Here is a 19,379-nt window from a genome sequence, read left to right on the forward strand (position 1 = left end):
TTCGTTCATTACTGCGGCATATCCCTCATCGGGTGAAAAACTCTATCGTCCGGCGCAGCCCCTCCTCGGGACCGACCTGCGGTTCGTAGCCCAGACGCTCGCGGGCCAGGGTCAGATCGGGGCGGCGCTTCTCCGGATCGTCCGGGGTGCGCTCGAGCATCTCGATCTTCGACTCGCTGCCGGTCAGCCGGATGATCAGCTCGGCCAGCTCGAGCACCGTCATCTCGTGCTCGGTGCCGCAGTTGATCGGGCCGGTCTCGGTGGAGTCGAGCAGCAGCAGGATGCCGCGCACCAGATCATCGACGTACGTGATGGATCTGGTCTGGGCGCCGGTGCCGTGCACCGGAATGGGCAGATCGCGGATCGCCTGGCTGATGAAGGTGGGGATGGCGCGGCCGTCGTCCGGCCGCATCCGCGGACCGTACGTGTTGAAGATGCGCACGATGGCGGTGTCCAGCCCGTGGAACCGGTGGTATGCCATCGTCGCGGCCTCGGAGAACCGCTTCGACTCGTCGTAGACGCTGCGGACGCCGTTCGGGTTGACGTTCCCCCAATAGGACTCCGGCTGCGGGTGCACGAGCGGGTCGCCGTATGCCTCCGAGGTGGACGCCATCAGGAAGCGGGCCGCGTCGTGCACCGCCCGGTCGAGCAGCGCCAGGGTGCCGATCGAGCCGACCTTGAGGATCTCCAGCGGCAGCTTGGCGAAGTCGGTGGGGCTGGCCGGCGACGCCATGTGCAGGATCGCGTCGAAGCGGCCGGGCAGTCGCGGCAGGCCGTCGCAGAGGTCGGCCTCGATCAGGGTGAACCTCAGCTCGTCGGCGAGGTGCGCGATGTTGTCTCGGGAGCCGGTGACGAAGTTGTCGATCGCGACCACTTCGCAGCCACGGGCGAGCAGCGCGTCGACCGTGTGCGAGGGGACGAATCCGGCGCCGCCGCTGACCAGGATCCGATGTCCTTCGCCGTACCGTTGCGTCACTGCCATGGCAGTAACTCTAAGCGAGAGGGCCCAGGCATCGCCTGGACCCTCTCCCTAGCCTGGCAACCGTGCGGTCAGTGCGCGCCGTAGCCGGTCATCGAGCGGACCTCGAGTTCGGCGTACTTGGCCTCGTCGTTCTCCTTGGAGACGATGGTGCCGATCCAGCCACAGAGGAACCCGAACGGGATCGAGATGATGCCCGGGTTCGACAGCGGGAAGAAGTGCCAGTCGCTGTCCGGGAACATGGCCGTGGCCGAACCCGAGACGACCGGCGAGAAGAACACCAGGACCACCGCGGCGACCAGGCCGCCGTAGATGGACCACAGTGCGCCGGAGGTGTTGAACTTCCTCCAGAACAGGCTGTAGATGATCGCCGGCAGGTTCGCCGACGCCGCCACCGCGAAGGCCAGCGCCACCAGGAAGGCGACGTTGAGGCTCTGCGCGAAGATCGACAGTGCGATCGCGATCGCGCCGATGACCAGGGCGGAGATCCGGGCGACCCGCACCTCGTCCCGCTCGGACGCCTCGCCACGCCGGATCACGCTGGCATAGAAGTCGTGCGCCAGGCTGGACGACGACGCCAGGGTCAGACCGGCGACCACGGCCAGGATGGTGGCGAACGCGACCGCGGCGATCACCGCAAGCATCACCGCGCCGCCGGTATCACCGCCCAGGTAGTCGATGCCCAGCGCCTGTGCCAGCTGCGGCGCCGCGGTGTTGCCCGCCTTGTCCTGCGCGGTGATCGCCTTGCCGCCCACCAGGGCCGCCGCACCGAAGCCCAGCGCCAGGGTGAACAGATAGAAGGTGCCGATGATGCCGATCGCCCAGAGCACGCTCTTGCGGGCGGTGCGCGCGGTCGGCACGGTGTAGAACCGGGTCAGGATGTGCGGCAGGCCGGCCGTGCCCAGCACCAGCGCGATGCCCAGCGAGAGCAGGTCCATCTTGCTGTAGAAGGTCTTGGCCGCGTCGCCCGCCGTCTCCACGCCGTAACGCAGGCCCGGCTCGAGGAACGCGTCACCCTTGCCGGACTGCGCGGCGGCGTCACCGAGCAGCGCGGACAGGTTGAACTTGTAGTGCGCCAGCACCAGGATCGTCATGATCAGCGCGCCCGACATCAGCAGGAACGCCTTGACGATCTGCACGTACGTGGTGCCCTTCATGCCGCCGACCGTCACGTAGACGATCATCAACGCGCCGACCAGGATGATCGTGGCGATCTTGGCGGTGTTCGCGTCCATGCCCAGGAACGTGGTGTCCGGCGTGATGCCGAGCAGCAGGCTGACCAGGGCGCCGGCGCCGACCATCTGGGCGATCAGATAGAAGATCGACACCACGATGGTGGAGACGCTGGCCGCCGTGCGCACCGGGCGCTGACGCATCCGGAAGGCCAGCACGTCGGCCATCGTGTAGCGGCCCGAGTTGCGCAGGAACTCCGCCACCAGCAGCAGCGCGACGAGCCAGGCGACCAGGAAGCCGATCGAATAGAGGAAGCCGTCATAGCCGTACAGGGCGATCAGGCCGGCGATGCCCAGGAAGGACGCCGCCGACATGTAGTCGCCGCCGATCGCCATGCCGTTCTGGAAGCCGGAGAAGGACCGGCCGCCGGCGTAGAAGTCGGTGGCGGTCTTGGTCTGCCGGCTGGCCCAGATCGTGATCCCCAAGGTGATCGCGACGAAGACCAGGAACAGCGTGATGGTCAGGGTGCGGGAGGTCGAGGAGGATGCCTCGGCCGCGAGAAGGGTGTGCGGTTCCATCTACTTGGCCACCCCTTCGCCCTCGAGCTCGTTGCGGATCTTGTCGGCGATCGGGTCGACCCGGCGGGCCGCGAATCGCGAGTAGTACCAGGCGATCACGAACGTCGTGACGAACTGCAGCAGGCCGAGCAGCAGCGCGACGTTGATGTTGCCGACCAGCTTCACGCCCATGAAGCCGCGGGCGTACGCGGAGAGCAGGACGTAGAGCGCGTACCAGAGGAAGAACGCGACGGTCATCGGGAAGATGAAGCCGCGCAGCGTCTTGCGCAAGCGCGCGAAGTCCTCGGAACGTTGGACGGCCAGGTACTTCTCGGTGGTACTCGAGTCGTGCGCTTCAGTCGTCAACGGTTTCACCACCTTCGTGGGGGCAAGGCTTTTCGGGCACCGTACGAAGGAGTGAGGGCGATCACTGGCTGCCGGTCGGCGGGTGCGCCGAGCGGCCACCTGAGTGCGCCGAGCGGAAAGTCAGGGCAGCGTGCGGTACCGGCCCCGCAGGTGCAGCAGCGGCGCCGCGGGTGGGTCCAGGCGCACGGTCTCCACGATGGCCTCGAGCAGCAGCGCCCAGCCGACCGTGCGATGGCCGTCCAAGCGACAGCCGGCCCAGGTGGCGGCGCCGGCCGGGACCGGGCCGAAGTCGGTCTCGTCCCAGGCGCCCGCGGCGAACAGGCCGCCGGGCGCCGGCATCAGACCGGCGAACCGGTCGGCCAGCTGCTGATCGGCGCTGGTCAGCGGGGTGACCGCGAACCGGCCGGAGCGCTCGGCGGCGGCCCAGAAGTCGCTCTCCTCGTCGACCAGGCCGAGCACCCGGCCGGGCTCACCGTCGGCGACCATCATCGAGCTCACCGTCAGGCCGGCCGGGCCGGGCGTGGTCCAGAGCGTGACCGCGCTGGCCAGCCGGCCGCGCAACCGGCGGATCGGCGACCTGTCCCGCTCCGGCGTGGCGAACGGGTCGCCGGTGTGGATCTGGGCGCCGGGTTCGGTTGGGTTCACGGCAACCAGTCTGTCAGCGGTTCGGCGTGACCGCGGCCAGGACCTCGGGCATCCGGCGGTCCAGCAGGTTGCCGGCCAGGCGGGAGCCGATCAGATAGGCGGCGGCGCCGTAGACGACACCGATCGGCAGGCCGATCCAGCGCCACAGCTCCTCGACGAGATAGGCCGCCACCTGCAGCGGGATGGTCAACACGACCGCGGCGATCAGGGCGCCGAAGGTCATCAGGCCCTTGGTCAGGCCGGCGCCCTGGGACATCGCGAACGGGTTCGTGGTGTCCGGCAGGGCGTAGGCGGCGCGTACCGAGACCGGGAGGACGACGGCGAGACCGATGGCGTAGGCCGCGAGCAGGGTGCCGAGCAGGGCCGCCATGTTCTCCGGATGCCCGTCGGCGAACGAGACGATCACCGCGACCACGATCAGCAGCGGCACGATGAAGACCGAGAAGGCGGCCGCGCGGGACTGGATCTCGGTGCGGCCCGGCACGCCGGACACGATGTTCGCGGCGTACGCGCTGCCCTCGAAGCCGAACTGGTTGGCCAGGCTGATCGCGGCCAGCGCCCCGACGAACAGCGCCGTGCCGCCGCCGCTCCCGCTCGCGGTCAGCATCACCGGCAGAAAGATCCCGACCACGCAGAGCGTGAGCAGGCTGGCCCGGCGCCGTGTCTCCCGTCCCCAGTAACGGATCTCCCGCGACATCAGCGCGCCGAACCGGGTGCGAGGCAGGCCGAGCACCATCAGCCGGGCCACCGCCGAGCGTTGCCGATCGACCTTCACCGGACGCCTCGCCGCGCCGCCGGCCGTGCCGAGCATCGCCCGCTCCAGCGTCACCGACCACCACCAGAGCAGCCCGACGATGGTGACCACGATGATCAGCAGCTTCACCGGGACGGTCCAGGCCCGGCCCTCCGCGACGTCCGTCCCGAGCGAGTACGCCGCGCCCAGCGGCGTCCATCCGGCCACCCGCGCGACCACGGCCACCCGGTCCCAGTCCGCGCGTTCGGCGCCGGCCAGCGCCGCGATCTGCAGCGGCCCGAGCAGCGCCGCGACCAGCGCGAGCAGCACGGTGGCCAGGTCACGGGCCCGCCGGGAGCGCAACGCGGTGGCGAACGCGCTGGTCACCGCGCGGCTGACCGCGACGCAGAGCAGCAGGCCGAGCACCACCCCGGCGAGCTGGGCGAGGGCCGCGGCCGGTCCGCCGAGCCGGGCCGCGGTGTCGATCATGCCGCCGGTGGCGACCAGGGTGGCGACCGCGGGGATGCCGGCCAGGGCGGCGGCGAAGAGCCCGGTGATCAGCGTGCGGCGGCGCAGCGGCAGCAGGGCGAACCGGGCCGGATCGAGCGACTCGTCGACGCCGAAGAAGACCAGCGGCAGGAACAGCCAGCCGAGCACGATCACCGCGCCGAGCAGCGGCAGCATGATCCGGGCCGCCTCGAACTCCTGCAGCAGGCCGGGGATGGCCAGGGTGGCATAGCCGCCGATCGCGCAGAAGCCGGCCATCAGCATGCCGATGATGAAGAGCGCGACCCGCCAGTTGTGCCCGCGCATGCCGTTGACGGTGAGGCGGAGTTTCAGCTTGACGAAGGTGCGCGCCGGCACGTTGATGTGCTTCTTGTTCTCCGCCGCGGGCCGGCTCGGCGCGCCTACAGCCACGCCAGCTCCGACCCGGTGGCCGTGCGACCGCCCACCACCTGCACGAACACGTCTTCCAGCGAACGGTCGCCGCGCACCTCGGCCAGCGTCCCGACCACCCGGATCTGCCCGGCGGCCAGGATCGCCACGTGGCTGCAGAGCCGCTCGACGACCTCCATCACGTGGCTGGAGAAGACGACGGTGCCGCCGCCGGACACGTACCGCTGGAGGATGTCGCGGATCAGCGCGGCCGACACCGGGTCGACGGCCTCGAACGGCTCGTCCAGCACCAGCAGCCGCGGGCCGTGCAACAGCGCGCAGGCCAGGCCGATCTTCTTCTTCATGCCGGCCGAGTAGTCCACCACCAGGGTGCGGTTGTCGACCCCGAGCTCGAGGACTTCGAGCAGCTCACCGGCGCGCTGGTCGACGGTCGCGGCGTCCATGCCGCGCAGCAGGCCGTGATAGGCCAGCAGTTCGGCGCCGTTCAGCCGGTCGAAGAGGCGGATGCCGTCGGGCAGCACGCCGATCCGGGATTTGGCGGCGGACGGGTCGGTCCACACGTCGTACCCGAGAATTAATGCCTGGCCCGCATCGGGCCGGAGCAGGCCGACGGCCATGGACAACGTCGTGGTCTTGCCGGCGCCGTTGGGGCCGAGCAGGCCGAAGAAGGATCCGGCCGGGACGTCGAGATCGACCCCGGCTACCGCGATCTTGGTGTCGAACCGCTTGACGAGCCCGCGCAGGGAAAGCGCGATCCCGTCGGCGGGCGTTCGCTGCATCGGCACCGTCATTGGTCGAACCTAGATGCAACGGACGGCCCGGACCAGTCGGCAGATGGTCCGGGCCGTCGCAATCCGTGACGGTCAGCCGATCTTTTCGATCACGGCGCGCCGGATGAGGAATTTGCCCGGTTCGCGGACCTGCTCGAACGCGGCGTTGTTGAGCAGCACGCAGCTGCCCGAGGGGGTCGCCACCTTGACCGTGATGCTCTTGTTGTTGTCCAGGTTCGTCACCTTGAGCGTGGTGCCGATCGGGAAGGTGCCGCTGGAGGCGAAGGGTTCGCCGGCCTCGCCGGACAGGGTCACGGTCGAGCCCTTGCAGACCACGTCGCCTGTGTTTCCACCTGCGGCCGGCGGGTTCGCGGGCTGGGCCGCCGGGGGGTTGGCCGGCTGGGCGGCCGGCGGCTTCTCCGCAGGCGGCGCGGCCGGAGGTGCGGCTTGGACGTCGCCCGCGCACCCGGCCACCGCCCGGCGCTGGTTGATCAGGTCGACCACGGCCTGGCGGTTCGCGATGCGCGCGTCGGACAGCGCATCCGGCTCGGCCCGCTGGCCGGCGATGAAGTTCAGGTTGTTCTGCAGAGCCTGGTCCAGGCCCGCGCAGTTCTCACCGGCGTTGCTCATCCCGGTGCCCACGGCGAGCGCGCCGGCCGCCATCGCCGCGGCTGCCAATCCGATGATCACCTTGCGTGCCTTCATGAAATCGCCCCTTAGCGTCGTTACCTGACTGCACCGGTAGTTACGGAGCGCACCGGCGGGACGGTTCAGAAAACAAGCCTAAATATTTATCTTCTTCACGTTAGAGACGGAGTGACTCCGGAGCGTGCAGGCGGAGCATGGTCGCGCCGACGTCCCGAGGCACCCGCCTGGAGGTCGCGAGCGAGCCGACGATCATCACGAAGAAGGCGAGCGGCACCGTCCAGGCCGCCGGCTGCCCGACCAGCTGCGCAGGCCAGCCGGTCAGTGGGGGTCCTACCACGGTGATCATGACGGCTGCCATCGCCGAGCCGCCGCCGGCCAGCACGCCCGCCGCGGCGCCCACATCGGTGAGGCCGCGCCACCAGATGCCCAACACGAGGAGTGGGCAGAAGCTCGACGCCGCCACAGCAAACGCCAGCCCGACCACGCGGGACACGTCCATGTTCGCGACGTAGAGCGACAGCGCGATCGGCAGGATCGCGGACAGCACGGTGGCCAGCCGGAAGTCGCGCACCGAACCGCCGCGCTCGGCCCGCAGCACGTCCGTGAAGACCACGCCCGCCACGCTGGTGAGCAGCCCGGACGATGTGGACAGGAAGGCGGCCAGCGCGCCCGCGGTGACCAGCGCGCCGAGCAGCCGGCCCAGATGCCCGCCGCCGAGCGCCGCTTCCGGGAGTAGGAGCACCACCGCATCGGTGCGCCCGGTCATCAGCAGCTGCGGCGTCCAGATCCGGCCGAGCACGCCATAGAGGGTCGGCAGCAGATAGAACAGGCCGACCATGCCGAGCACGACCAGCGTGGTGCGGCGGGCACTCGCGCCGTCCGGATTCGTATAGAAGCGGACCAGCACGTGCGGCAGCCCCATCGTGCCCAGGAACGTGGCCAGGATCAGCGAATAGGTGGCGAACAGGCTGCCGTTGCCGCCGGGCAGCAGCCAGTCCAGGCCGCGCCGGTCGTCGATCGTGCTCACCGAGGGCACCGCCGCGCCGGCCGGATAGGTGCGCTCGGCGCCGGCCTCGACCCGGTCGGTGCTCCCGTCCGGCAGGGTCAGCCGCGCCGCCTCGTCGAAGGTGACCGTGGTGGTGACCGGGAAGACGGCTCCGGCGGGTGGGTTGACCGCCGGTCGGCCGTCCGCCTGCCACTGCAGGATCAGGAAGATCACGGGTACGGCCAGCGCGGTCAGCTTGAGCCAATACTGGAACGCCTGCACGAAGGTGATCGCCCGCATCCCGCCCAGCGCCACGTTCGCGGTGACCACCGCACCGACGAGCAGGGCACCCCAGGCGTACGAGCCACCGGCGACCGTGGTGAACGTCAACCCGGCGCCCTGCAGCTGCGGCACCAGATAGAGGCACCCGATGAAGATCACGAACACGGTCGCGAGGCGGCGCAGGAACGGCGAGCGCAGCCGCACCTCGCAGAAGTCGGGCAGTGTGAAGGCGCCCGAGCGGCGCAGCGGGGCGGCCACGAACAGCAGCAGGGCCAGATAGCCGGCGGCGAACCCGACCGGATACCAGAGCACGTCCACGCCGTAGCGCAGGACCAGCCCGGCCACCCCGAGGAAGGACGCGGCGGACAGATACTCGCCACTGATCGCGGCGGCGTTCCAGGACGGGCTGACCGAGCGGGAGGCGACCAGGAAGTCCGAGGTGGTGCGGGCGAAGCGCAGGCCGTAGGCGCCGATCCCTACCGTGACCAGCACGACCACGACCAGCCCCGGGACCACATACGGGTTCACGCGGCGACCTTCATTCCGGCCGCCGGATCACCGCGGTGAAGTCCTGCTCGTTGCGTTCCGCCCAGCGCACGTACGCCAAGCCGACGACGAACAGGAACGGGAAGGACAGCACGCCCAGCAGCAGCCACGGCAGGTTGACGCCGAGCACCTTGTACCGGCCGACCTCCGGCGCGATCGCGAACAACAGCGGCAGCGCGCCGAGGCCGGTCACCACGACCAGCGAGAGCCGCAGCGCGAGGGCGAGTTGTGCCCGCACCAGGCCGCGGACCAGCGCCTCGCCGACCGGGGTCTGCGCGGTGAGGTCCTCGCGGGCGGGGTCGGCCGGCGCGCGCCGGGCGGCCATCTCGCCGAGCACCACCCGGGTCCGCCGGGACGCGCGCTCGTCCCCGGTGCCTGTCATGCCCGGGAGTCTTGTTGGCTCCCGGGCAATGTCAAGCGTCAGTCGCGGTACCCGCCGAGGCAGTCCTGCGGGTATGCGGCCGGGTGCTCGGCCAGGATCTCCCGGGCGCGGGCCCGGCCGTAGCTCCAGCCGCGCCAGTCGTCCGGGTCGCTCTTCAGGTCGTTGGACAGCCAGTGCAGGGCGCAGTCGCGGCGCGCCGGGTCGAGCCGGCCGAGCCGGTCCAGTGCCGGGACGGCGTCCGCGGACAGGTCGGCCAGGTAGTTGGTGTCGATCCGGCCGGTCTGCTCGAAGCGGACCAGGTTGCGCTCCGCGATCATGCCGTCCGGGTTGGCGGCGGCCAGGCCGAGCAGCGCCAGCACGCCGACCGCCACCGCCAGCCGCGGCAGCCAGGCGGCCCGCAGCCGGATCCCGGCGGCCAGCACCATCACGAACACCAGGCCCAGCCAGCCCTCACAGAGCGCGACCAGCAGCCGCAACCGGGTCAGGCCATAGGTGTCGGCGTAGACGTTCATCCGGTGCAGCGCCGAGGCGACGATCACCAGGGTGAGCACGGCCAGGGCGCCCAGCACGACGCGGATCAGGATGCGATCGGCGGCGGTGGCGCGCGGCGCCCAGCGGGCCGCGCCGGCCAGCACGAGCAGGGTCAGGCCGGTGACGATCAGCAACTGCCAGAAGCCGCCGCGGGCGTAGTCGGCGAAGGTCAGGTCGTCGGTGTCCATCACGTGCTCGTACCCTCCGAAGAGGACGGTCAGCTGCACCGCGACGAAGGCGGCGAAGAGCAACACCAGCAGAGACAACGGAACGGCCCACTCGAAGCGGGTGACCTTGCGCCCCCGAGAACGCTCCAAGGTGGACAGATCGGGCGGTGCGGCGCGCAGATAGGCGGCGCCACCGAGGATGCCGCCGGCCACCACGAAGACGAAGATCCAACGGCCGATGGTGCCGCCGTTGGTGTCCGGGACGGCGTTCTCGAGGATCCGGGCGAAGGTGGCGTCGGCCGAGGCGAAGAGGCCGCCGAACACCACCAGCAGGGCGACCGAGACGGCGATGGTGGCGACGATTCGGGTGTTGTTCCCGGTCGGGCCGCCGCGGCGCATCCGGGCGAGACCGCCGCCGACCCACGGCAGCGCCCGGAACGCGGCGATCAAGGTCATCAGCGTGGCCACCGTCATCGCGCGCATCGCCCGGCCGTCGATCAGAGCCAGCGCGGCGGTGACCACGGCGGTCATCAGGCAGAGCAGGAACAGCCAGCCGGCCGACCGGAAGGTGCCCACGCCGAGCAGCAGGACGGTGGCGGTCGCCCAGCCGTAGCGGGCCGGGCTGCGGGACGGGCCGGGGTAGGAGATCGCAGGCCACGGCACCGAACTGCGCTCGCGCTGCGGCAGGTGCCGGATGCCGATCAGCGCGGCGGTGCCGACCAGGACGGTGACCAGCCAGCCGACCCCGCCGCGGTCGAGCGGGATGCTGACGGCGGCCACCGCCGCGGCCAGCGCCAGCACGGCGACGGTCGCCGGGGTGGCCGGGCGTCCCGGGCCGGGCCAGCGCTGCCCGAAGACCGAATATGCGGCCCACGGACCGTGCAGCGGAGGCACGACCGGGGCCGGCTGCTGGGCCGGTGGGCGGGTGGTGGCGAGCGGGCGGTCCGGCTGGGCCTTTCCGGGTGGCGGCTGGTACGCCTGCGGCGGCGCGGTCAGCGTGGCCGTCTTGCCCGCGGCTGCCGGAGTCGCAGCAGCAGCGGGTGCAGCTTTGGCGGGTGCGGGCGTGGTGGGTGCAGCCGTGGGTGCAGCTGTGGCGGGCACGGGCGTGGCGGGCGTGGCCGGAGTCGCCTTGGCCTGGCCGGACGCCGCGGATGCCGGCGCGCCGGGCTTCGGTGCGGCCCCTTCCGGCGCAGTCGGCTTCGGTGCGGCGGAGCGGTCGTCGGTGGGTTGGTGGGGCTGGCTCGGCACGGTGTCCTCCGTGTCTGTGGGCATGTCCGGTCGCTGCGGACCGGCATGACGGATGAATCGGGGCCAGGCGGGCGGCCGAGGCGATGGGTCGACGGACTGGTCTGTGCGGTGCGGACCAGAAGGGTGGGCGTGCGGATCAGGTGGAGCCGGCTCCGGCGAGTCCGAGCCCGTCGGCCCGCGCTTCCTCTCGGGAAGCAGAGCGCTCTGCGCCCTCTGAGGAAGCGGAAGGCGAGGAGGAAGCAGAGCGCTCTGCGCCCTCTGAGGAAGCGGAGGCCAGGGAGGAAGCAGAACCCTTTGCGGCCTCAGAGGAAGCAGGGGCCAAGGAGGAAGCGCCCGCCGAGGTAGCGGAGGCCAGGGAGGAAGCAGAGCGCTCTGCGGCCTCAGAGGAAGCGCGGCCCGGTGCGGCAGCGGAATCCGGGGACGCGGGGTTGGTCAGGGGCAGGGTCACGTGGATCTGGCAGCCGGTCCGCCCGGGTTCGCTCGGGTCGGCGACGGCGATCGTGCCGTGGTGGAGTTGGACGACCCAGCGGGCGATGGCCAGGCCGAGTCCGGTGCCGCCGTCGACCGCCCGCTCGCCGCGGGTGAAGCGCTCGAACACGCGCTCGCGGTCGGCGACCGGGATCCCCTCGCCCTCGTCGGTGACCACGAACAGCAGGTGTTCGCCCTGCGGCGCGGCACGCAACGCGACCGTACCGCCGGGTGGGCTGTGCCGGGTCGCGTTGTCCAGCAGATTCGCGAATAGCTGATGAAGTCGCTCGCGGTCGCCGGAGACCTCGACGTCGGCCGCCGACACGGTGAACCGGACGTCATGACCGGCGCCCTCGGCGGTGACCGTGGCCTGCCGGATGACGTCGTCGAGGAAGGGGCGTACCCGGATCTGGGTCTGCTGGAGGGCGATCACTCCGGCGTCCAGGCGGGACAGGTCGAGCAGTTCGGCGACCAGGCGGCCGAGGCGTTCGGTCTGGGCGAGCGCCGCCCGCATGGTCTGCGGCTCGGCCTCGGCGACGCCGTCCACGATGTTCTCCAGCACGCCGCGCAGGGCGGTGATCGGGGTGCGCAGCTCGTGCGACACATTCGCGATCAGCTCGCGCCGCTGCCGGTCGGCGGCGGCCAGGTCGGCGGCCATCTGGTTGAACGCCTTGGCCAGCTCGCCGACCTCGTCGCGGGAGGTGGCGCGGACCCGGTGGGTGTAGTCGCCCTGGGCCATCGTGCGGGCCGCGGCGGTCATCTCGCGCAGCGGCGAGGTGAGCCCGTGGGCGAGCAGTTGCAGCGTGCCGAGCGCGACCACCACGGCGGTCACCGACGTCCAGAGCGGCAGCCAGCCGAGCCACAGCGTGAACCAGGTCATCCCGGCGAACAGGCCGCCGAGCAGGATCAGGCCAATCTTGATCTTGATGGATCGGATCGGATCCAGAGGCCGCGGCAAGGCGATCATTTCGGCGCCTCCAGCGCGTACCCGACGCCGTGCACCGTGCGGATCAGATCCGCACCCAGCTTGCGCCGCAGGCCTTTGACGTGGCTGTCGACCGTGCGCGTGCCGGAGGTGTCGGCCCAGCCCCAGACCTCGGCGAGCAGGCGCTCGCGGGGCAGGACCGTGCGCGGCCGCTCGGCCAGGTGCAGCAGCAGGTCGAACTCGGTGGGGGTGAGCTGCGCCTCGACGCCGGACCGGCAGACCCGGCGCTCGGCCCGGTTGATCTCCAGATCGCCGACCCGGAGCGTGGTGGCCTCGTGCGAGGCCGTGCGCGCCGCGCGCCGGACCAGCGCGTGCACCCGGGCGGCGAGCTCGCGCATCGAGAACGGCTTGGTCAGGTAGTCGTCGGCGCCGACCGCGAGGCCGACCAGCATGTCGTTCTCGTCGTCGCGGGCGGTCAGCATGAGGATCGGCACCGGCCGCTCGGCCTGCAGCCGGCGGCACACCTCGAGCCCGTCGAAGCCGGGCAGCATCACGTCGAGCACCACCGCGTCCGGCGTCGTGCGCCGGGCGGCGTCCACCGCGCCGGGGCCGTCGACCGCCAGCTCGACGGTGAACCCCTCGGCGCGCAGCCGGGTGGCCACGGACTCGGCGATGGTCGGTTCGTCCTCCACCACCAGGACCCGGCGCTGGGTCACTGTCTCCACGCTGCACCTCCTGCTCGACGCCCGCATCATGCTGCGTCGGGGCAAGCTCGGCGCACCCCCGTGGTGCACCGATCTGGCCTGTTTCCGGGAGCTTAGGGATCGCTCGTGCGGTTCCGGGGGACAGATTGTGATGAACCTGTGGAGATCAAGAAAGCCTGTGGATAACTGTGTGGAAAAGCCGGGGAACCTGTGGACAAGGCTGTGGAGATCAGCGCGTCCAGTCGTTTTTCGCGGCCCTGATCAGCTTGTCCTTGAGTTCGCGGGTGTGCCGGCGGCTGACCGGCAGCTCGGTGCCGTCGATCGCCACGACATAGCCCGACTGCGTCAGGCGCAGCTCCGCCACCAGGCGCAACTGCACCAGGTAGGACCGGTGGATGCGGACAAAGCCGGCATCCGCCCAGCGCTCGGCGAGCGTGGCCAGCGAGACCCGCACGAGGTGGGAGGCGTCCGCGGTGTGCAGGCGCGCGTAGTCGCCCTGCGCCTCCACCCAGCGCACCGACGACCGCGGCAGCATGCGGGTGGTGCCGGCCAGCTCGACCGGGATGGCCGGCTCGTCCTCGCGCTGGAAGGCGGGCGCCGGCGTCGCGCGCAGCCCGGCCACCCGGCGCAGCGACTCGCCCAGCCGCTCGGCCCGCACCGGCTTGCGCACATAGTCGGTCACGCCCAGGTCGAAGGCGTCCACCGCGCCGTCGTCATAGGCGGTGACGAACACGATGGCCGGCGGGCGGGCGAACCGGCGCAGGATGCGGGCCAGTTCCATGCCGTCCAGGCCGGGCATCCGGATGTCCAGGAACACCGCGTCCACCTCGGTGTCCCGCAGCACCCGCAGCGCCTCGGTGGCGTCGCCGGCCCGGTGCACGTGGGTGACCCGATCGTCGGCACTCAACAGGTAGGCCAACTCGTCCAGGGCCGGTGGCTCGTCGTCCACGGCCAGCACGACGAGGCTCGAGGTCATGCGCGGACCCCCGGATGGAATTTCGGCACCCGCATGCTCACCTTCGTCCCCTCGCCGGGCGCGGTCTCCACCACCAGCCCGAAGTGGTCGCCGAACACGTTGCGCAGCCGCTCATCCACATTTGACAGGCCCACGTGCTGGCCGTCGTCGGTCTCCGGCCGGCCCGGCGCGAACACCTCGGGGTCCATGCCGACGCCGTCGTCCTCGACCGTGATGTGGCATTCGGCGCCGGCGTCGCGCGCCTCGATGCTCACCATACCGACGCCGGGTTTGCGGGACAGGCCGTGCCGCACCGCGTTCTCCACCAGCGGCTGCAGGCAGAGGAACGGCAGCCCGACCGGCAGCACCTCGGGCGCGATCTGCAGCCGCACCTGCAGCCGGTCGCCGAACCGGGCCCGCTCGATGGTCAGGTAGCGGTCGATCGAGCGCAGTTCCTCGGCAAGGGTGGTGAAGTCGCCGTGCGCCCGGAACGAGTAGCGGGTGAACTCGGCGAACTCGAGGATCAGCTCGCGGGCGCGTTCCGGGTCGGTGCGCACGAACGAAGCGATCGCGGTCAGCGCGTTGTAGATGAAGTGCGGGCTGATCTGGGCGCGCAGGGCCCGCACCTCGGCCCGGGCCAGGCGCTCGCGGGAGGAGTCGAGCTCGGCCAGAGCGAGCTGCGACCCGGCCCAGCGCGCCGCTTCCTGGGTGGCCTGCACGAGACCGGGCGCCGGCTGGTCGTCGGCCACCGCCACCAGCGCTCCCGCCGCGGGCGCCTCGGCACCGGCCAGGGGTGCGATCACCGCGCCCCGGACCACGCAGTCCATCCGGTCGCAGGGCAGGTCGGAGCCGTTCAGCACGACCGACCGGCGGGTCTGCATCGCGCGCTTGGCGGCGGCGGTGAGCTGGTCGGTGTGGTGGCTGCCGCGACCGTCGTACGCGAGGCACTCGGCGCCGTCGGACAGTGCCAGCCCGACCGCACCGACCAGCGTCCGCAGATGCCGCACGGCCTTGCCGGCCGAGCTGCGGGTGAGCCCGCCGCGCAACGGCTCGGCGGCGAGGGCGGCGGTGTGCAGCACGTCGTAGGTCGCACGCTGCATGGCGGTCGCGACGCCGCGCCGGGCACGCAGGCGCACCACCGCCACCACCGCGCCGGCCAGGGCCCCGACCAGCGCCAGCACGGCCAGGACGGTCGGCAGATCAGCCCTCACGTGCGCATCGTGCCATGCCGCTCGGCGGATCAGCCCTGTGCGGTCGGGACGATCACCATCTCGGCGACGTTCATCCGCCGCGGGGCGGCCGCGGACCAGGCGATGCCGGCCGCGATGTCCTCGCTCCGCAGCGTCTCGAACGACCCGCGCCACTCGGTGAGGAAGTCCTTCTGGGTGGTGTCGGACATGCCGTCGCCCAGCTCGGTGGGTACCAGGCCGGGCTCGATGTTGCGCACCCGGACGCCGCGCGGGCCGAGCTCGGTCCGCAGGTTGCGGGCCAGGTGGGCGACCGCGGCCTTGGTGGCGTCGTAGACGGCATAGTTCGGGAAGACCTGGTGGCCGCCGATCGAGCCGATCAGCACCAGGTCGGCGGGCCGGCCCTGGTCGGCGGCCGCGATCAGGTCGTCGATGAACGCGCGGGCGGTGTGCAGCAGCCCGGTCACGTTGGTGCCGATCATGTCGGCCCACTCGCGGGTGTCGGCCTTCTCGAACGGTGCGGCCAGCATCACGCCGGCGTTCGCCACCACCAGATCGGGGCGGCCCAGCTCGGCGCGGATCCGGCCGGCCGCCTCGGTGACCGCCCCGGCGTCCTGCACGTCGACCGCGACGGCCAGCGCGTCCAGGTCTTTGAGGCGGTCCTCGCGGCGCGCCAGGGCGGCCACCTTGGCGCCCTGGCCGGCGAGCAACCTGGCGGTGGCGGCGCCGATCCCGCTGGAGGCTCCGGTGACGACGGCGATGCGGTTCTGCAGATTTGTCATGCCGACCACGCTGCGCCGGCCGCGACGCCCGGGGAAGGCCGCGTCGACCCTGGTAGTCGCACGGCCACCCAACCGGCCGCCGCACCTTCTACCGTCGAGGGGTGGCGGACAACAGTTTGGGCGAGTTCCTCCGGGCCCGGCGTGAGCTGACCCGCCCCGAGCAGGTCGGACTGCCCTCGGGCGCGGTTCGCCGCCGGGTGCCGGGTCTGCGCCGGGAAGAGGTCGCGATGCTGTCCGGGGTGAGCTCGGACTACTACGTGCGGCTCGAGCAGGGCCGCGACAAGCACCCCTCGGACCAGGTGCTGGAGGCGCTCTCCCGGGTGCTCGACCTGGGCCCGGACGGTCTCGAGCACGCGCGCCGGCTGGCCGGCCCGACCCCGGTGTCACGCCGCCGGGCGTCCCGGCCGGAGCGGGTCGAGCCCGGCCTGCGGCGGCTGCTCGACGCGCTGAGCGGCAGCCCGGCCATGGTCACCAACCGCTACCTGGACGTGCTGGCCGCGAATCGGATGGCGACCGCGCTGCATCCGTTCTTCGTCGAGGGCGCGAACCTGGTGCGCGAGACGTTCCTCCACCCGGCCGCCCGCGAGTGCTATGCGGAGTGGGACAAGATCGCCCAGGAGACGGTGGCGAGCCTGCGGGCGGCGGCCGGGGCGGACCCCGACAATTCGCGGCTGGCCGAGATCGTCGGCGAGCTGTCGGTGAAGAGCACGGAGTTTCGCGCCTGGTGGGCGCGGCACGAGGTCAAGGCCAAGACCAGGGGTACGAAGCGGATGGTGAGCCCCGCGGTCGGCCCGCTGACCCTCGAGTACGAGAGCCTGGCTCCACAGGGCACGGACGGCCAGCTGCTGTTCATCTATCACGCCGAGCCGAACAGTCCCTCCGCCGACGCGTTGCGCCTGCTGGGCAGCATGGCCGCCCCGGCCCTCGACCGCACCGAGTCGTAACCGGCGCGTCTATCGCCCCAGTTGGAAGTGCCAGATGATCTGGCTGGGTGTGCCGTCCCAGGCGGCGCCCGCAGCCGCCGGAACGATGCCCAGCAGCGACCACGGCCAGGCATCCCACGGCCCGGTCACGATCTCCGCGGGCATGTCCGCACCCACCTCGCCGGACATCCGCGGCTCCGCGCACCGGAGAACCTGCAGTCCCAGCGGCAGGGCGGCGCCGAGATAGTCACCGGCCCGATGGCGGAACCCGGGCAGCAGCCCGGGCTCGCCGCCGGCCGTGCGCACTCGCGGCACCGACCCGAGGGCCACCAGCTCATGGTGCACATCGGAGATCACCAGGTGGCCACCCGGACGCAGGACCCGGGCGAATTCGGCGATCGGCGGCCCGAGATCGGGAAGGTGGGTCAGCGCCAACGCGCACACGACGATGTCGACGTGGTCGTCGGGGACGGGCAGCCGGTGCAGGTCGCCCTGCCGCAGATCGGCCTCCGGAACGCGCGCCCGGGCGTGCGCCAGCATGTCCGGCGAACTGTCGACGCCGATCACCCGGTGGCCCTGTCCGGCGAGGTACGCGGTGTATCTGCCGGTGCCGCAGGCCGCGTCCAGGGCGACGCCGGGCGGCAGGGAGCCGAGCATCTCGTGCACGATCGGCTCTTCGATGCCGAACAGGCCGTTGCCCGGTTCGTCGTAGGTCACGGACCAGACCCGGTAACCGTCCACGGTGTCGAGCCGCTGCGCGGAGACGCCCTCACCGTGCAGGGCTGGACTGTCCAGAAGACGCCGGACCTCGGCGATCCGCGCTTCGACGAACTCCCGGTCGTAGTCGCCGGCGAAGGCCCGCAGCAACGCCACGCCCTCCAACGCCAGGGTGTACGCGAGCGGGTGCTGATATGCCACCAAGCGACCGTAACGACGACCCGCCGATCGATCGATCCAATTACCTCAGTAGGCGCCCTTGCGCCTGAGGACCACCCAGATCGTGCGCCACAGGATCGCCAGGTCATAGGTCAGCGACCAGTTGTCCACGTAATAGAGGTCGAGCCGGACCGCCTCGTCCCAGGACAGGTCGGAGCGGCCGCTCACCTGCCACAGGCCGGTGATGCCCGGCCGCACCAGCAGCCGGCGCCGCACGTCGCCCAGGTAGTCGCCGTCGTCGGCGGGCAGCGGCCGCGGACCGACCAGCGACATCTCGCCCTTGAGCACGTTGATCAGCTGCGGCAGCTCGTCCAGCGACGTGGCCCGCAGGGTGCGGCCGAAGGAGAAGATCCGCGGATCCTCCTTCATCTTGAACAGCATGCCGTCGGAGTCGTTCAGCTCCTCGAGGGTGGCCTTGCGCTCCTCGGCGTCCACATACATCGTCCGGAACTTCCACACCCGGAAGGTGCGGCCCTCGTGGCCGACGCGGGGCTGGCGGAAGAACACCGGCCCGGGGTCGGAGAGCCGGATGCCGATCGCCACGACCAGCAGCACCGGGCTCAGCATCAGCAGGCCGAGGAAGGCGGCGACCCGATCCAGCAGGTTCTTCGCCAGCCAGCTCGGACCGGAGAGGGTGGGCTCCTCGACGTGCAGCAGCGGCAGGCCCTCGATCGGGCGGATGTGCACTCGGGGGCCGGCGATGTCGGTGAGCTGCGGGGCGACCACCAGGTCGATGCCGGTGCCCTCCAGCTGCCAGGCGAGGCGGCGCAGCTCTCCGGGCTCCGCGCTGGCCGAGCCGCAGACCGCGATGGTGTCCGCTCCGACCTCCCGGACCAGGGACAGCACGTCACGGCCCGCGTACACCGGCACCGGGGTCTCGATGCCGCGCACGGCCGCCAGACCGTCGGTGATGTGGATCGCGACCGGGATCAGGCCGGCCGCCGGGCTGCGGGTCACCGCGGTGTAGACCTCGAGCGCCTCGGGCAGCGTGCCGACCAGGACCATCCGGTGCGCGCCGTGCCCGGTGCGCCGCCGTGCGAGGTGCAGGACCTGCCGGGCGAAGTAGCGGCACAGCAGGATGAAGATCAGCGCGCCGGCGGAGACCAGGGCGACGGTGCCACGGGACAGCTGGGTCTTGGTGGCGAAGGAGGCCAGCGAGACGCTCGCGACGATCACCACGAACGAGCGGAAGACCCGCTTGAACTCCTCGCTGCCCAGGCCCAGGTAGCGCCGGTCGTAGCTGCCGACACCCCACAGGGTGATCACCCAGGCGGCCGGCAGGACCAGGTAGGCCGTCGCCCGGAAGATGCCCGGCGAGTCCTGGAAACCCGAGTTGGCCTGCTCCAGCGTGATCACCGCGACTCGGCTGGCCAGCAACGCGGAGAGGAAGTCGAGCACGATCAGGATCAGCGTGTAGGGCCGATGCCAGCGCGACACCCGGCGGCGTGACCTGGTCCACGCGGATCTGGGCACGCCGTTGCTCGGCGGTGGCTCCTGCCACTCGAAGCTGTCGTACGGCATGTTGCTCCGGCTGCTCGGCGTAGACGGTCTCGAGAGGCTGGTCGTCACCTCGCCGACGTCCTCCCGCAT

18 protein-coding genes are annotated in these 19,379 nt (G+C 71.4%); 1 reads left to right on the forward strand and 17 read right to left on the reverse strand.

The annotated features are described in order from the left end of the window. Nucleotides 1-25: 25 nt before the first annotated feature. The 15 genes from ACZ6TI_RS05720 to ACZ6TI_RS05790 form a co-directional block, all read right to left on the reverse strand. Complete coding sequence (locus ACZ6TI_RS05720; RefSeq protein ID WP_465343816.1) at nucleotides 26-982, reverse strand: GDP-mannose 4,6-dehydratase; 957 nt, start codon at nucleotides 980-982, stop codon at nucleotides 26-28. Between the two features lie 68 nt (nucleotides 983-1,050). After that, nucleotides 1,051-2,730 (reverse strand): solute symporter family protein, encoded by a 1,680-nt coding sequence (locus ACZ6TI_RS05725; RefSeq protein ID WP_465343817.1) that lies wholly within the window; start codon nucleotides 2,728-2,730, stop codon nucleotides 1,051-1,053. Then, nucleotides 2,731-3,075 carry a DUF485 domain-containing protein gene (locus tag ACZ6TI_RS05730; protein WP_465343818.1) on the reverse strand — a complete coding sequence of 115 codons (345 nt, stop codon included), beginning with the start codon at nucleotides 3,073-3,075 and terminating at the stop codon, nucleotides 2,731-2,733. Between the two features lie 120 nt (nucleotides 3,076-3,195). Further along, nucleotides 3,196-3,720, reverse strand: coding sequence for a flavin reductase family protein (locus ACZ6TI_RS05735; protein WP_465343819.1), 525 nt, complete (start codon nucleotides 3,718-3,720; stop codon nucleotides 3,196-3,198). Between the two features lie 13 nt (nucleotides 3,721-3,733). Further along, nucleotides 3,734-5,266, reverse strand: a complete 1,533-nt coding sequence (locus tag ACZ6TI_RS05740; protein ID WP_465344293.1) for an ABC transporter permease — start codon at nucleotides 5,264-5,266, stop codon at nucleotides 3,734-3,736. A gap of 95 nt (nucleotides 5,267-5,361) precedes the next feature. Continuing rightward, a complete protein-coding gene (locus ACZ6TI_RS05745; protein ID WP_465343820.1) occupies nucleotides 5,362-6,141 on the reverse strand; it encodes an ABC transporter ATP-binding protein in 780 nt (259 codons plus the stop codon). A 72-nt stretch (nucleotides 6,142-6,213) separates the two neighbouring features. Continuing rightward, nucleotides 6,214-6,825: a hypothetical protein gene (locus ACZ6TI_RS05750; protein ID WP_465343821.1), complete on the reverse strand. Its 612-nt coding sequence runs from the start codon at nucleotides 6,823-6,825 to the stop codon at nucleotides 6,214-6,216. A gap of 100 nt (nucleotides 6,826-6,925) precedes the next feature. Next, entirely contained in the window at nucleotides 6,926-8,563 is a 1,638-nt protein-coding gene (locus ACZ6TI_RS05755) for a sodium/solute symporter (RefSeq protein WP_465343822.1), read from the reverse strand. 10 nt (nucleotides 8,564-8,573) lie between these two features. Next, complete coding sequence (locus ACZ6TI_RS05760) at nucleotides 8,574-8,963, reverse strand: DUF485 domain-containing protein (RefSeq protein WP_465343823.1); 390 nt, start codon at nucleotides 8,961-8,963, stop codon at nucleotides 8,574-8,576. A gap of 38 nt (nucleotides 8,964-9,001) precedes the next feature. Then, a complete protein-coding gene (locus ACZ6TI_RS05765; protein ID WP_465343824.1) occupies nucleotides 9,002-10,933 on the reverse strand; it encodes a DUF4153 domain-containing protein in 1,932 nt (643 codons plus the stop codon). Nucleotides 10,934-11,045: 112 nt separating this feature from the next. Further along, nucleotides 11,046-12,344 (reverse strand): sensor histidine kinase, encoded by a 1,299-nt coding sequence (locus ACZ6TI_RS05770; RefSeq protein WP_465343825.1) that lies wholly within the window; start codon nucleotides 12,342-12,344, stop codon nucleotides 11,046-11,048. Continuing rightward, on the reverse strand, nucleotides 12,341-13,054 hold the full coding sequence (locus ACZ6TI_RS05775) for a response regulator transcription factor (RefSeq protein WP_465344294.1): 714 nt from the start codon (nucleotides 13,052-13,054) through the stop codon (nucleotides 12,341-12,343). The genes ACZ6TI_RS05770 and ACZ6TI_RS05775 overlap by 4 nt, the downstream gene beginning before the upstream one ends. 181 nt (nucleotides 13,055-13,235) lie before the next feature. Beyond that, nucleotides 13,236-13,982 carry a LytR/AlgR family response regulator transcription factor gene (locus ACZ6TI_RS05780; protein ID WP_465343826.1) on the reverse strand — a complete coding sequence of 249 codons (747 nt, stop codon included), beginning with the start codon at nucleotides 13,980-13,982 and terminating at the stop codon, nucleotides 13,236-13,238. Further along, nucleotides 13,979-15,172 carry a sensor histidine kinase gene (locus tag ACZ6TI_RS05785; RefSeq protein WP_465343827.1) on the reverse strand — a complete coding sequence of 398 codons (1,194 nt, stop codon included), beginning with the start codon at nucleotides 15,170-15,172 and terminating at the stop codon, nucleotides 13,979-13,981. The genes ACZ6TI_RS05780 and ACZ6TI_RS05785 overlap by 4 nt, the downstream gene beginning before the upstream one ends. A gap of 29 nt (nucleotides 15,173-15,201) precedes the next feature. Further along, the gene (locus ACZ6TI_RS05790; RefSeq protein ID WP_465343828.1) at nucleotides 15,202-15,930 is read right to left on the reverse strand and encodes an SDR family oxidoreductase; all 729 of its coding nucleotides are present in this window, start codon (nucleotides 15,928-15,930) and stop codon (nucleotides 15,202-15,204) included. 101 nt (nucleotides 15,931-16,031) lie between these two features. Here ACZ6TI_RS05790 and ACZ6TI_RS05795 point away from each other — a divergent pair, with 101 nt between their 5' ends. Then, nucleotides 16,032-16,874: a helix-turn-helix transcriptional regulator gene (locus tag ACZ6TI_RS05795; protein WP_465343829.1), complete on the forward strand. Its 843-nt coding sequence runs from the start codon at nucleotides 16,032-16,034 to the stop codon at nucleotides 16,872-16,874. 9 nt (nucleotides 16,875-16,883) lie between these two features. Here the strand turns inward: ACZ6TI_RS05795 and ACZ6TI_RS05800 are convergent, their stop codons facing one another. Together ACZ6TI_RS05800 and ACZ6TI_RS05805 are read right to left on the reverse strand one after the other, a co-directional pair. Continuing rightward, entirely contained in the window at nucleotides 16,884-17,771 is an 888-nt protein-coding gene (locus ACZ6TI_RS05800) for a class I SAM-dependent methyltransferase (protein WP_465343830.1), read from the reverse strand. 45 nt (nucleotides 17,772-17,816) lie between these two features. Further along, on the reverse strand, nucleotides 17,817-19,379 hold the full coding sequence (locus ACZ6TI_RS05805) for a sugar transferase (protein ID WP_465343831.1): 1,563 nt from the start codon (nucleotides 19,377-19,379) through the stop codon (nucleotides 17,817-17,819).

The organism is Actinoplanes sp. NPDC051388 (assembly GCF_055586225.1).

Coding starts and splice junctions, on each gene's coding strand:
- ACZ6TI_RS05720 (WP_465343816.1), bottom strand. CDS start 982: ATGGCAGTGACGCAACGGTACGGCGAAGGACATCGGATCCTGGTCAGC.
- ACZ6TI_RS05725 (WP_465343817.1), bottom strand. CDS start 2,730: ATGGAACCGCACACCCTTCTCGCGGCCGAGGCATCCTCCTCGACCTCC.
- ACZ6TI_RS05740 (WP_465344293.1), bottom strand. CDS start 5,266: ATGCGCGGGCACAACTGGCGGGTCGCGCTCTTCATCATCGGCATGCTG.
- ACZ6TI_RS05745 (WP_465343820.1), bottom strand. CDS start 6,141: ATGACGGTGCCGATGCAGCGAACGCCCGCCGACGGGATCGCGCTTTCC.
- ACZ6TI_RS05750 (WP_465343821.1), bottom strand. CDS start 6,825: ATGAAGGCACGCAAGGTGATCATCGGATTGGCAGCCGCGGCGATGGCG.
- ACZ6TI_RS05760 (WP_465343823.1), bottom strand. CDS start 8,963: ATGACAGGCACCGGGGACGAGCGCGCGTCCCGGCGGACCCGGGTGGTG.
- ACZ6TI_RS05765 (WP_465343824.1), bottom strand. CDS start 10,933: ATGCCCACAGACACGGAGGACACCGTGCCGAGCCAGCCCCACCAACCC.
- ACZ6TI_RS05770 (WP_465343825.1), bottom strand. CDS start 12,344: ATGATCGCCTTGCCGCGGCCTCTGGATCCGATCCGATCCATCAAGATC.
- ACZ6TI_RS05775 (WP_465344294.1), bottom strand. CDS start 13,054: ATGCGGGCGTCGAGCAGGAGGTGCAGCGTGGAGACAGTGACCCAGCGC.
- ACZ6TI_RS05780 (WP_465343826.1), bottom strand. CDS start 13,982: ATGACCTCGAGCCTCGTCGTGCTGGCCGTGGACGACGAGCCACCGGCC.
- ACZ6TI_RS05790 (WP_465343828.1), bottom strand. CDS start 15,930: ATGACAAATCTGCAGAACCGCATCGCCGTCGTCACCGGAGCCTCCAGC.
- ACZ6TI_RS05805 (WP_465343831.1), bottom strand. CDS start 19,379: ATGCGGGAGGACGTCGGCGAGGTGACGACCAGCCTCTCGAGACCGTCT.